The sequence below is a fragment of the Acinetobacter sp. 129952 genome, assembly GCF_056642055.1.
Genome location: NZ_JBWVSU010000016.1, coordinates 33,189 through 44,928, shown reverse-complemented (window position 1 = coordinate 44,928; position 11,740 = coordinate 33,189). Strand labels below are relative to the sequence as shown.

Genomic DNA, 11,740 nt, shown 5'->3' with positions numbered 1-11,740 from the left:
TCGATATGACAAGCTCAAAAGAAATTATCAAAGTTCTGTTGCTTTAGCCTGTATATTTTTATGGCTACCTTTATAGGGTTAATTATAAACAGTAAATGTCAACAGACCCTAGTTAGTTGTTAGAAGATATTCTTTTACTTTTGACGGGACAAAAGTAACAAAACCCCTTTGTTGATCTGATGGCACTTCCTGAGCAAGCTTTAAGCATTGCTTTAAAGCTTGTGCAAGACAGAACAACGGCAGCATCCATGTCGCCTTGGCACGTATCAAATAGTTGCAGGACTTTACTTTGAAATAATGAGAAAGGGTTCGTAAGTATTAAAAACAATAAACCCTCTTTTTAGAGGGCTTTATTCATACATAAAAACTAGCTTAACGAAGTCGGGATAACCAGTCACCGAGGCTTTGTACAATCTGCACTAGAATCAGTAATACAATCACCGTCATGATGACTACAGAGGTATCAAAACGCTGATAACCATAAGAAATCGCTAAGTCACCAATACCACCCGCACCGACAGCACCGGCCATTGCCGTTGCACCAATCAAACTGATGGTAGCAGTAGTCAAGTTTAGAATCAGTGAGCTACGCGCTTCCGGCAGAATAAACTTAAAGATAATTTGGATTGGCGTCGCGCCCATCGCTTGGGCAGATTCGATAATACCTTCATTCACTTCGAGTAAAGAGGTTTCAATCAGGCGACCAATGTATGGGCCGACATAAATGGTCAATGGAACAATCGCTGCCCAGGTCCCAATCGATGTGCCGACAATTAACTTGGTCAGTGGAATCACCGCAATCAGCAAGATAATAAATGGCAATGAACGTAGCGCATTCACAATCGGATTGAGACCGTGATAAATCACACGATTCGGCAGAATCCCATTCGGACGGGTCACCAGTAGAGTAATCGCCTGAATGAAGCCCCAGATACAGCCAAACAGCATCGCGAAGAACACCATATGAAAGGTTTCTTGCAATGCTGTCACAAACTGATCTATCGACAGGGAGCTTTTCCAGAACGGCGCAGTGATCGTTGTCAGCCACTGTACAATTAAATCTCTCATGCCTGTACTCCCGCCTGATCGACTTGTACGCCGTGTTGTTCAAGGAATTTTATTGCTGCTTGAATTTCTTGTGCATCACCCAGTAGCTGAATAAACATCTGGCCAATCACCGTGCCATTAATTTCGGTCATATTGGCAAACAGAATATTTAAACTGATATCAAACTGTTTAATCACCGCTTGAATCACGGTTTCCTGTGCCGAGCTACCAAGGAATTTCAGGCAATAAATACTGTTGTGATTCTGGTTTTCCAGATTATTCAGAATATTGACTGGTAAATGCTGCTGTAATACGGTCTGAATAAAATTCTTGGTCGTCGGGTGCTGGGGCTGACTGAATATTTGTAAGGTACTGCCGGTTTCAATCACATCACCTTTTTCCATCACGGCGACATAATCACACACGGTTTCAATTACATCCATTTCATGGGTAACCATAACAATGGTGATGCCTTGTTCTTCATTAATTTTTTTAAGTAGCTGTAGAACAGATTTGGTGGTTTGTGGATCAAGTGCAGAAGTCGCTTCATCACAGAGTAAAATTTTTGGATGATTGGCAAGGGCACGGGCAATACCAACACGCTGCTTTTGACCGCCAGACAATTCATCTGGAAAAGCATGACGTTTATGTTTTAGGTCAATAAAGTCTAATAATTCTTCGAGGCGCTTTTCCCGTTCTGCCTTGCTCCAGCCTAGGAGTTTCATGGGCATTTCGATATTGGCTGCCACGGTTTTGGTTTGCATTAAATTGAAATGCTGGAAAATCATGCCGATGCTGGCACGTTCTTGACGCAATGCTTTGGCATCCAGTGCGGTAAAATCTGTTCCGTTAATGATAATCCGGCCTGAGCTTGGGCGCTCAAGCAGGTTGATCAGACGGATGAGGGTGCTTTTACCGGCACCACTATAACCGATGATGCCAAAAATACTGCCGGTTGGAATCTGAAGATTAATCTGATTCAAGGCATGCAAGGTTTGACCCTTAAGCTCATACTGTTTTGAAATATCTTTAAATTCAATCATAGTGTCAAAAACTGCATCACGGATAAAAAAACAGGCAAGAAATCGTCCTTGCCTGTTCTAAAAGTCTATTATAGTACTATTTTGATTCAGTTAAATACGTCACCGGTTTGTTTACCGCAACTTTCGTACCACCAAAATGCTCATCAACATATGCTTTTACTGCTGGCGTATGATACAACGCACCCACTTTTTGCAGGACTGGATCATTTTGACGATCTGCTGCAACCGCTAATACGTTGACGTTCATTTTTGTGCTTTGATCAATCGGCTCATAGTAAATCGCATCTTTCAATACGTTTAAACCACCTTCCATTGCCAAGGTATTGCCCAGCACAATCGCATCAACTTCGTCTTTTACGCGTACTGCAGTCGCCATTTGAATGGGCTTAATCACGATTTGTTTTGCATTTTCGGTCACATCAGACGTTGTGCCTTTGACATTGTCGAAACCAGCTTTTAATTTAACCAGGCCTGCTGATTGTAAAAGTAATAATGCACGTGATTCGTTTGCGCCGTCGTTAGGAATAGCAATGGTTGCACCAGTTTTAAACTCGTTTAAAGATTTCACTTTGCTTGAGTAAATACCCATTGGCTCTAAATAAGTGGTAGATAGAGGTACAATTTTGGCTGTGTTGGCATCGTTGTAAGCCACCATATAGGCATAAGACTGGAATGCATTCACATCAATTTCTTTGTTGGCTACTGCCGTGTTCATTGACACATAGTCAGTAAAATTTTTCACATCAAGTTTGATACCGGCTGCTTTGGTTTCAGGCAGGGTCGCGATATAACGCCATACGTCTGCATCTGAACCGGTCGAAGCCATAGTTACAGTTTGAAGACCATTTGCATCTTTAGTTTGCGCTGCATCAGTGGCAGGCGCTTCCTGTTTACCACACCCAGTTAAAGTCAATACAGAGGCACTCAAGATAACGCCAAGTAACTTTTTCATGAAATTGTCCTAATTCTATTATTGCCTAGAGTATAAGCATTTTTAAATCGTGTTAAATAAGAGTTTTATTACGATCTAAGCAGGTGGCTTGATCATTGCTAAGGAGGGCTTGAGATCAGAAGATGCAAGCGTGCAGCAACAGTTCTGGTGAACTTGATCAAGTCAGAGGCAGCCCAAATCTGATGTACTTGATCTATTTTGGAGAGAGAAAATAGATATTTTATAAGTACATGGAAAGGTTTAGGGGCTCTGAAGTTGTGGATATCATAGCAATAAATCTATATTCGATATACTGGATAGAAAAGCCTTGCTTATCTCTTTAGTCGAATATAAAAAAAGATCTTTTAAACAAAATGTTAATTAAAACAATATATTATTTATATTGAAAATATAGTTTTAATGGATGTGTTTAAATAGTGATCTTTATAAGATTTTGTAAGATAGAAATATGAAAAATGTATATAAATAAATATAAGAAAAATATCTTATTTTGGGGAAATTAAGGAAATTCTATCATTAACGAGATAAATCTTTCCTTTATATTAACTAAGCGAGTCAGTATCTGATCTTGGTTTCCTCAGGTCATGATACTGCAAGCTTGTTTTAACAAAAGGGAATATAGAGATAATCCGAACGCTGTTTTTCATAGAGTACGTGTCTACACAAGATATGATCGGCAGGTACAAGCGGATGATCAAACTCTCCCACTTTTTCTAAGCCAATGTTTTGCATGACACGTTCTGATGGCGTGTTAACGCATGCAGTAAAAGAAATGACTTTCTCGAGTCGTAGAGTTCTAAAAGCATATTTCAGTACCGCTTTGGCTCCTTCAGTGGCATAGCCTTGGTTCCAATATTGCGGTAGCAAGCGCCAGCCAATTTCAGGTGCATCGGCAATTTCAAATTCAGATGGATGCACGTGTAAGCCAATAAAACCGATGAATTCGCCTGTAGCTTTGAGTTCTACGGCAAAGAGTCCCCATCCACGTGTTTCTATGGCAGTACGAATACGTTCAAGAAATGCAGTTGCTTCAGTCGCATCGATTTTTTTAGGGAAGTAGCGCATGACCTCGTCATCTGCACACATTTGGATAAATGGGGCAGTGTCGGAATCTTGCCATTGGCGCAGGATCAGGCGAGGGGTTTGAAGGTGAATAGTCATTAGGTATCTTAATTTGGTTACGATTTTTTAGTTTCGTTTAGGGATTTGCTCTTTAAACTCATTAAACTGTTTCGTTTTATAGTCCAAAGATATTATATCCTCGACTACGTCTAAAAATGTTTTTACCATTTCCTCTTCAGGTCTAAAGCCTCTATGGTTAGAAGCATTTCCACCCTCAATAATCGTATTTAATATTTCATATTGTGTCTTACTAATATGTTTGTCATCCAACATTTTTTTTAGTTTTGTTTCAAACCCACCTTTATCGCCTACCTTTTTTACTAAGTATCTATCTACTAGAGTTCGAATTCCCGAAAGAGCTAAAATAAATAATCCTTGTTCATAAGCTTGAACGATTTCAAAGAAGAGCAACATATCATCTTTAGGTAGATTGAAAGACCATTTTTTCTCTAGCAATAAGGAGCTATTGAATCTAGGAAAGCTCATACTCTTTACATGGTAAGAATCAGATTTACCTGAAGTTTCTAAATCAGATTTAATCGAAGTGACTTTTTGTTTAAGATCCAAATCGATCTCTTTTATATGAAATGAATCTATATGTAAGGAGGGTGCATTGCATTTTTGGCATTGGGTAAATTGATAAGCATCGATGCTATAAGTCCATATAGATTTCGCTTGATTATTAGTTATATTTTTTGAAAAGCCTTCAATAGCTCTCGGATAGATTTTCAAATTTAATCTATTTTGTGGAGTATCGTGCTTACATTCCCAGCAGTATTTCCAAATATGCATATATTTAACATCTTATTTTAGTGATGTGGAAAAGAGTAAATTATTTATAGGCGTATGAATAGTTGTGTAGATTGTATAAGCAAATAAAAAACCCCGAACGAATCGGGGTTTTATATTTAATCTAAATTTAGATTAAGCATTTTCACGAGCAATTGCGCGGTAACCAATATCTTTACGATATTGCACGCCATCAAAAGTCACTTTTTCACAAAGCTCTAATGCTTTGGCTTGAGCTTCACCAATTGTATTGCCTAGAGCAGTCACGCAAAGTACGCGACCGCCCGCAGTCACGACCTCACCATTTTCATTAGCTTTCGTACCTGCATGGAATACTTTGGCATCCGTCATTTCAGTGTCTAAGCCTGAAATAACATCGCCATTGCTAGACGTTTCTGGGTAACCCTTAGATGCAAGTACGATACCGACTGTTTTACGTTCATCCCATTCAGCTTCTGCAGGTAAGTTACCTGCAATACCAGCTTCAACTAAATCCACCAAAGACGATTTTAAACGCATCATGATCGGTTGTGTTTCTGGGTCACCAAAACGGCAGTTAAACTCGATCACTTTGGGTTGACCTTTGTCATCAATCATTAAGCCAGCGTATAAGAAACCTGTATAAACATGACCATCTTTTTTCATACCTTCAACAGTAGGACGCATCACTTCATTCATCGTTTTTTCAAATACGTCAGCAGTCACAACAGGCGCAGGAGAGTAAGCACCCATACCGCCAGTGTTTGGACCTTGGTCACCTTCAAAAATACGCTTATGGTCTTGAGATGTTGCCATTGGCAAGATGTTGTCGCCATCAATCATACAAATGAAAGATGCTTCTTCACCTGCAAGGAATTCTTCGATCACAACACGAGAACCTGCATCACCAAATTTATTGCCTGCAAGCATGTCATCAATTGCTGCAAATGCTTCTTGATTGGTCATCGCAACGATTACGCCTTTACCCGCAGCAAGACCGTCAGCCTTGATCACAATTGGCGCGCCATTTTTCTCAACAAATGCTTTAGCCGCATCTACTTCAGTAAATACGTCATAGAAAGCAGTTGGAATGTTGTGACGTTTTAAGAAGTGCTTTGCAAATGCTTTAGAGCCTTCAAGCTGTGCAGCAAATTGAGTAGGACCCCAAATTTTTACACCTGCTTCACGGCAAGCATCAACGACACCATTCACAAGTGGGGCTTCTGGGCCCACGATAATTAAATCAATTGCATTGTTTTTTGCGAAATCGATAATCGCAGCATTGTCTAAAATGCTTAAATTTACGTTTTCACATTTATTTTCAGTGGCTGTACCTGCGTTGCCCGGAGCAACAAAGACTTTAGCGACTTTATCGTCTTGTGCGATTTTCCATGCCAATGCATGTTCACGACCGCCATTACCCAAAACTAAAACGTTCATCTTTTATAATCCTGTTTAAAAGAAATCCCCACATCTCCAAAAGGAGAATCCCATTTTTGCAGTACTTGACGTACAAAACCCTCCTTAGAAAAGGAGGGCTAGGGAGGATTCAAAAAATTAAATGAATCTTCATGTGTCTATTAATGACGGAAGTGACGCATACCAGTGAAGACCATTGCAATACCAGCTTCGTCAGCTGCTGCAATTGTTTCTTCATCACGCATAGAACCACCCGGTTGAATAATGCATTTGATACCTGCTTTGGCAGCGTTATCAATACCATCACGGAATGGGAAGAATGCGTCAGATGCCATTACCGCACCTTCAACCACTAAACCAGCATGTTCAGCTTTGATTGCAGCAATACGGGCAGAGTTGACACGGCTCATTTGGCCAGCGCCGACACCGATCGTTTGACGGTTTTTGGCATAAACAATCGCGTTAGACTTCACGTATTTCGCCACTTTCCAAGCGAAGATCATGTCATCAATTTCTTGTTCAGTCGGCGCACGTTTGGTCACAACTTTAAGGTCATCTTTAGTGATCATGCCCAAGTCTTGATCTTGAACTAACAAACCGCCGTTTACGCGTTTGTAGTCAAGTTGCGATTGACGCGCATCGATTGCTGGGAGTTCGCCACATACAAGTACACGTACATTTTTCTTCGCACCTGTTACTTCAAGAACGCCTTCAGCAACACTCGGTGCAATGATCACTTCAACGAATTGACGATCAACAATGGCTTGTGCAGTTGCAACGTCTAATTCACGGTTGAATGCAATGATCCCGCCGAATGCAGATTCAGGATCTGTTGCATACGCAAGATCATAAGCTGCTTGAATACCGTCTAGAGAAACTGCAACGCCACATGGGTTAGCGTGTTTCACGATCACACAAGCAGGCTTCGCAAATGATTTCACACATTCAAGTGCTGCATCAGTATCTGCGATGTTGTTATAAGAGAGTTCTTTACCTTGAAGCTGTTTCGCTGTTGAAACAGAAGCTTCAGTCGCTGTGTCTTCTACATAGAATGCAGCAGCTTGATGCGGGTTTTCACCGTAACGAAGGTCTTGAACTTTGTTCAATTGAGTATTGAAAGTACGTGCAAATTTGTCTGCCTGACCTTCTTCTTTACCTACGCGAGCGCCTAAGTAAGATGCGATCATGCCGTCATATTGAGCAGTATGTTCAAATGCTTTTACTGCTAGGTCAAAACGAGTTGCATGAGATAAAGCACCCTCAGCTTTAAGCTCGGCAACGACAGTTGCATAGTCAGAAGCATTTACGATGATACCTACAGATGCATGGTTTTTTGCTGCAGCACGAACCATGGTAGGACCACCGATGTCGATGTTTTCGATAGCATCAGCAAGTGAACAGTTTGGTTTTGCTATCGTTGCAGCAAATGGATAAAGGTTTACAACGACTAAATCAATAGCATCAATGTTGTGTTCAGCCATCACAGCTTCGTCTAGACCACGACGAGCCAGGATACCCCCATGAATTTTTGGATGTAGTGTTTTTACACGGCCGTCCATCATCTCTGGAAAACCTGTATGCTCCGAAACTTCAACTACAGCCACATTATTGTCTTTCAACAATTTGTAGGTACCACCTGTAGATAAAATTTCTACCCCTAGAGCAGCAAGTTCTTGTGCAAATTCAACAATACCAGTCTTGTCAGACACAGAGATTAAAGCGCGTTTAATAGTCATGATCTTCGTCACAGTTTTCAAGGAACAGAATAAAACAAAATCAGCAATTTACAGGTTAAAAAAAATGCCTGCGGAAGCCGCAAGCATTTTATCATTTATTCACTCATTAAACCGTGAGCTTTTAACTTTTTACGTAAAGTACCACGGTTGAGTCCGAGAATCTCGGCAGCACGTGTTTGGTTACCACGTGTATATTCTAGAACTACAGATAGAAGAGGTTTCTCCATTTCTGCTAGCACCATGTCGTATACCTGAGATGGTTGCTCGCCCTGCAGTTGTGCAAAATAGTGGCGAACTGCGCGATCTACGTGGATACGTAAAGCAACATCAGATTGTGCAGTAAAAATAGGAGATTTGCTATTCATGCGAATTAATCCGAAAAACAAATATCACTTGGGTAAAGTGATATATAAAAGTGGTCTAGAAATTGAAATGAACTCCATTTTAGATCCTAAAACGGAAGTTCTAAAACTTAGTCATTACATTGAGCCTGTAGCTTGACACATCTCTGCGATTTGGTCGAAAAATAAGCGTAACAATAGTTAAAGTTTTGTTACTGACCAAAATCAAAACAAAAAAATCTGCACGATACGCAATAAATTTTATAGCGCATTAGGCAAGACTGTATTTGTTGTGAAAAAGTCGCGAGGAGTTGCAGCACGTAGCTTTCGTGGCGCGTATCATACCATTGTCTAAGCAAAAGTGAGCAAGAAAACTGCATTTTTTTTAACTTTTTTTAATTTTTTAATGCTTTCTCAGCAGATTAGGGGCGAATTATTTCCAAAGTATAGCGATCAAAGCTTTTACGATCGACTGGAAGCTTAAATTTGAATTTAAACGGGCTGTTTTTTGGGATGCGCTGAATATTGACTAGACTTTCAATCAGGTACTCTTCGGAGGACAGGTTATAAGTTGCAATCACTTCACCGCGATGTTCCAGATTGATTCTTAAAATCGGTAAGGCCAGGCTACGGTCATGAAAATTGATCAGCTCACCGCTAAACTCAGCTTCATTATTACCGGTTGCCTTGATTTTGACTTTATTGACCTGAATCAGTGTGTAGTATTTTTCCAGATTGGAACAATTAAACACTTCACAGGCAGTGTGAAAGGCCAGGCTCATAACGTGACTGTTTTTGATGTATTGCGGATTGAACCAGAAGAATTGAAACATCAGCAGGCTGAACAGTGACAGATTGAGTAAACTCCAGCCTATATAGTACATTGGCCCGCGTTTAGTCTGTTTTTCTGCCTGATCTTCCCAATTCATGCTCGGTAATACTGAAATTGGCTCGGTACTGAAATAATTCAGGTTATTTAAATAGGTTTCCAGGTCAATATTGGAATGTTCAACTTTTTGATCAAAAATCTGTAGCAGGCTATGACGATTGTGCTGATCTGCGTGATAAACACCTGAGTTATTTTGAGTATCAGTTTCGCTGAATTCGCTGAATTCGCTGAATTCGCTGGAGTTCGACTGAGCCTGAGATATTGATGCGGTGACCGAATTCCGGGTTTCGGTCACCAAATGCGATAAGGCATTAAATGAAGTAGTACATTTGGGACAGCAAACCATACCCTGCGCAACGGTGAGTTGAGCAACTGTGACCTTATAGGTGGTGGAACAGGTAGGGCAATGGGTTCTTTTGTCACTCATGGATTATTTATAGGCTCATTCGTTCTTATGGCGTTTACCCGAGATACGGCACCAGTGCTCGTCTCGTTTTTCTACCTCTAATATATCAAAATAATTTGAGTAAATGCTAGTAACATCAGCAACTTGCTCTTCAATCACTCCGGCAAGTGCGAACTGTCCCTCAGATTTGATTAAAGTTGCGAACTCAGGAGCCAGCATCATCAGTGGTGCTGCCAGAATATTGGCAATAAATACGTCAGCTTTGGTATTGCCGAGCTCATCTCTAAATTCTTCTGGCAGTCCGACATAAAGTTTGTCCAGTACGCCATTCAGTTCAGCGTTTTGCTGAGTCGCCAGTACAGCTTGTGGGTCGATATCAGTAGCATATGCTTTTTTCGCACCTAATAGCAGTGCAGCTACCGCGAGAATGCCTGAGCCACAGCCATAATCGATGACAATTTTATCTTTCACATTAATTTTGCCGAGCCATTGTAAGCACAGGAAAGTTGAAGCGTGGTTGCCTGTTCCGAAAGCCAGACCTGGATCAAGCTTGATGTTTACCGCATCGGCATCAGGTGCTTCCATCCACTCCGGTACGATCCAGTATTTATCAGCAATCTGAATGGGCTCATAGGCATCCATCCAGGTGCGTTCCCAAGCCTGATCTTCAATCAGTTCATGACGGATTGGGGCATCTGGCATTTGTGCACGAATAAAGGTTTCTAATGCGGAAACATCGATTTCTTCGCCTTCTTCCTGCGCATAAATACCGGTCACAATCACTTTATTCCAGAGTGGCGTTTCACCTGGAAGTGGTTCCAGCAAATCCTGGTTTTCAGCATCATCCAAAGTCACACTCACTGCGCCTAGCGAGCTGAGTAATGTCTCAGTAAAATCAACCTGAGCCTGTTCAACCGTAATATGAATTTGTAACCACTTCACAGAAATAACCTTTATACATTTTTCAAAAAGCTATTGTAACGGAAGTTCAGACTCAACGCTGCTATCTTCTTGATCCATTCCAAAAATAAAAAGGATGCCTGAAGCATCCTCTAAAACAGTTCCAGATGTTGTCTAATCCAGATTCGTTAGTGGTGTTTGCGCCGGGAGTGGTGCAAGCCGATTCAACAAGTTGCCAAAAATTGCAGCAAAGATATACATAAATATAGAATAAACTGCGGCTGGCATCGCCACAGCAGCACTGCCAATCACAGTTAGGGCAATGGTCATGGCGAGGGTGCTGTTATGAATGCCAATCTCAAATGCACTGGCACGGGCTTGAGCGCTATTAATATTCAGTAGTCGCGGAATCAGATAACCAATACTCAGGCTCAAGATGCAGAATAAGGCAGTCGCTAGACCAACCTGGGTCAGGTATTCGCCGATATTTGTGCGTTCTTTAATAAGTGTGGCAATAATAATCAGCACCAAAAAGCCAATGGAAAAAATCCGCAACGGCCGATTCAGTTTTGCTGTCACGCTTGGTGCATAGCGCCGAATCAGCATGCCAATGCCCACCGGAATCAGGATGATCGCAAAGACTTGCAAAATCTTGCCGAATTGCAGACCAACTTGCTGGCTATCTTGCATAAAATGCATGATCGAAAAATTAATAATTAAAGGTAAGGTAATCGCTGCGATGACTGAATTGATTGCAGTCAGTGTGATATTGAGGGCTAAGTCACCTTTAAACAGATAGCTAAACAGGTTGGCCGTTGCACCCCCGGGCGAAGCCGCCAAGAGCATTAACCCGACCGAGAGTAATGGTGATAAAGTGAATAGCTTGCAAAGCAAAAAGGCAATGCCAACCAGAATAACCAGTTGGCAGAACAATGCTATAAATACGGCTTTGGGGTGGCGAGTGACACGGCTAAAGTCCCGAGGCGTTAGTTCAAGACCAAGCCCCATCATGATGATTGCAAGTGCCAGTGGCAGTAATATCGTTATAAGGCCAGAATCCATCTGTATGCTCCTTGTCGAAAATTGTTTTAATACTTCTGATTTTCTTTGGAAAAGC

11 protein-coding genes are annotated in these 11,740 nt (G+C 41.2%); all 11 read right to left on the bottom strand.

Features of this window, described 5'->3' with window-relative positions; all coding sequences use genetic code 11:
• Positions 1-372: 372 nt before the first annotated feature.
• Positions 373-1,068: a methionine ABC transporter permease gene (locus tag AC1IR0_RS14125; protein WP_312327358.1), complete on the bottom strand. Its 696-nt coding sequence runs from the start codon at positions 1,066-1,068 to the stop codon at positions 373-375.
• Complete coding sequence (locus tag AC1IR0_RS14120) at positions 1,065-2,090, bottom strand: methionine ABC transporter ATP-binding protein (protein WP_005100878.1); 1,026 nt, start codon at positions 2,088-2,090, stop codon at positions 1,065-1,067. The genes AC1IR0_RS14125 and AC1IR0_RS14120 overlap by 4 nt, the downstream gene beginning before the upstream one ends.
• Positions 2,091-2,166: 76 nt before the next feature.
• Positions 2,167-3,042 (bottom strand): MetQ/NlpA family ABC transporter substrate-binding protein, encoded by an 876-nt coding sequence (locus tag AC1IR0_RS14115; protein WP_253144703.1) that lies wholly within the window; start codon positions 3,040-3,042, stop codon positions 2,167-2,169.
• A 603-nt stretch (positions 3,043-3,645) separates the two neighbouring features.
• A complete protein-coding gene (locus AC1IR0_RS14110) occupies positions 3,646-4,203 on the bottom strand; it encodes a GNAT family N-acetyltransferase (RefSeq protein ID WP_409652984.1) in 558 nt (185 codons plus the stop codon).
• Between the two features lie 27 nt (positions 4,204-4,230).
• Positions 4,231-4,956, bottom strand: a complete 726-nt coding sequence (locus tag AC1IR0_RS14105; RefSeq protein WP_219309566.1) for a DUF4145 domain-containing protein — start codon at positions 4,954-4,956, stop codon at positions 4,231-4,233.
• A 132-nt stretch (positions 4,957-5,088) separates the two neighbouring features.
• Positions 5,089-6,372, bottom strand: a complete 1,284-nt coding sequence (purD, locus tag AC1IR0_RS14100; RefSeq protein WP_409652987.1) for a phosphoribosylamine--glycine ligase — start codon at positions 6,370-6,372, stop codon at positions 5,089-5,091.
• Between the two features lie 140 nt (positions 6,373-6,512).
• Positions 6,513-8,087 (bottom strand): bifunctional phosphoribosylaminoimidazolecarboxamide formyltransferase/IMP cyclohydrolase, encoded by a 1,575-nt coding sequence (gene purH / locus AC1IR0_RS14095; RefSeq protein WP_409652989.1) that lies wholly within the window; start codon positions 8,085-8,087, stop codon positions 6,513-6,515.
• Between the two features lie 95 nt (positions 8,088-8,182).
• Positions 8,183-8,452, bottom strand: a complete 270-nt coding sequence (fis, locus tag AC1IR0_RS14090) for a DNA-binding transcriptional regulator Fis (protein ID WP_001086304.1) — start codon at positions 8,450-8,452, stop codon at positions 8,183-8,185.
• 398 nt (positions 8,453-8,850) lie between these two features.
• Positions 8,851-9,744 carry a DUF3426 domain-containing protein gene (locus AC1IR0_RS14085; protein ID WP_479741499.1) on the bottom strand — a complete coding sequence of 298 codons (894 nt, stop codon included), beginning with the start codon at positions 9,742-9,744 and terminating at the stop codon, positions 8,851-8,853.
• Positions 9,745-9,759: 15 nt separating this feature from the next.
• Entirely contained in the window at positions 9,760-10,665 is a 906-nt protein-coding gene (prmA, locus tag AC1IR0_RS14080) for a 50S ribosomal protein L11 methyltransferase (RefSeq protein ID WP_409652994.1), read from the bottom strand.
• 132 nt (positions 10,666-10,797) lie between these two features.
• The gene (locus AC1IR0_RS14075) at positions 10,798-11,685 is read right to left on the bottom strand and encodes a bile acid:sodium symporter family protein (protein WP_409652996.1); all 888 of its coding nucleotides are present in this window, start codon (positions 11,683-11,685) and stop codon (positions 10,798-10,800) included.
• Positions 11,686-11,740: the final 55 nt, after the last annotated feature.

Excerpts from the sequence above, each read along its gene's own strand:
- AC1IR0_RS14085 (WP_479741499.1), bottom strand. The coding sequence starts at position 9,744 with ATGAGTGACAAAAGAACCCATTGCCCTACCTGTTCCACCACCTATAAG.
- purD (WP_409652987.1), bottom strand. The coding sequence starts at position 6,372 with ATGAACGTTTTAGTTTTGGGTAATGGCGGTCGTGAACATGCATTGGCA.
- fis (WP_001086304.1), bottom strand. The coding sequence starts at position 8,452 with ATGAATAGCAAATCTCCTATTTTTACTGCACAATCTGATGTTGCTTTA.
- AC1IR0_RS14105 (WP_219309566.1), bottom strand. The coding sequence starts at position 4,956 with ATGCATATTTGGAAATACTGCTGGGAATGTAAGCACGATACTCCACAA.
- AC1IR0_RS14125 (WP_312327358.1), bottom strand. The coding sequence starts at position 1,068 with ATGAGAGATTTAATTGTACAGTGGCTGACAACGATCACTGCGCCGTTC.
- AC1IR0_RS14120 (WP_005100878.1), bottom strand. The coding sequence starts at position 2,090 with ATGATTGAATTTAAAGATATTTCAAAACAGTATGAGCTTAAGGGTCAA.
- AC1IR0_RS14110 (WP_409652984.1), bottom strand. The coding sequence starts at position 4,203 with ATGACTATTCACCTTCAAACCCCTCGCCTGATCCTGCGCCAATGGCAA.
- AC1IR0_RS14075 (WP_409652996.1), bottom strand. The coding sequence starts at position 11,685 with ATGGATTCTGGCCTTATAACGATATTACTGCCACTGGCACTTGCAATC.
- AC1IR0_RS14115 (WP_253144703.1), bottom strand. The coding sequence starts at position 3,042 with ATGAAAAAGTTACTTGGCGTTATCTTGAGTGCCTCTGTATTGACTTTA.
- purH (WP_409652989.1), bottom strand. The coding sequence starts at position 8,087 with ATGACTATTAAACGCGCTTTAATCTCTGTGTCTGACAAGACTGGTATT.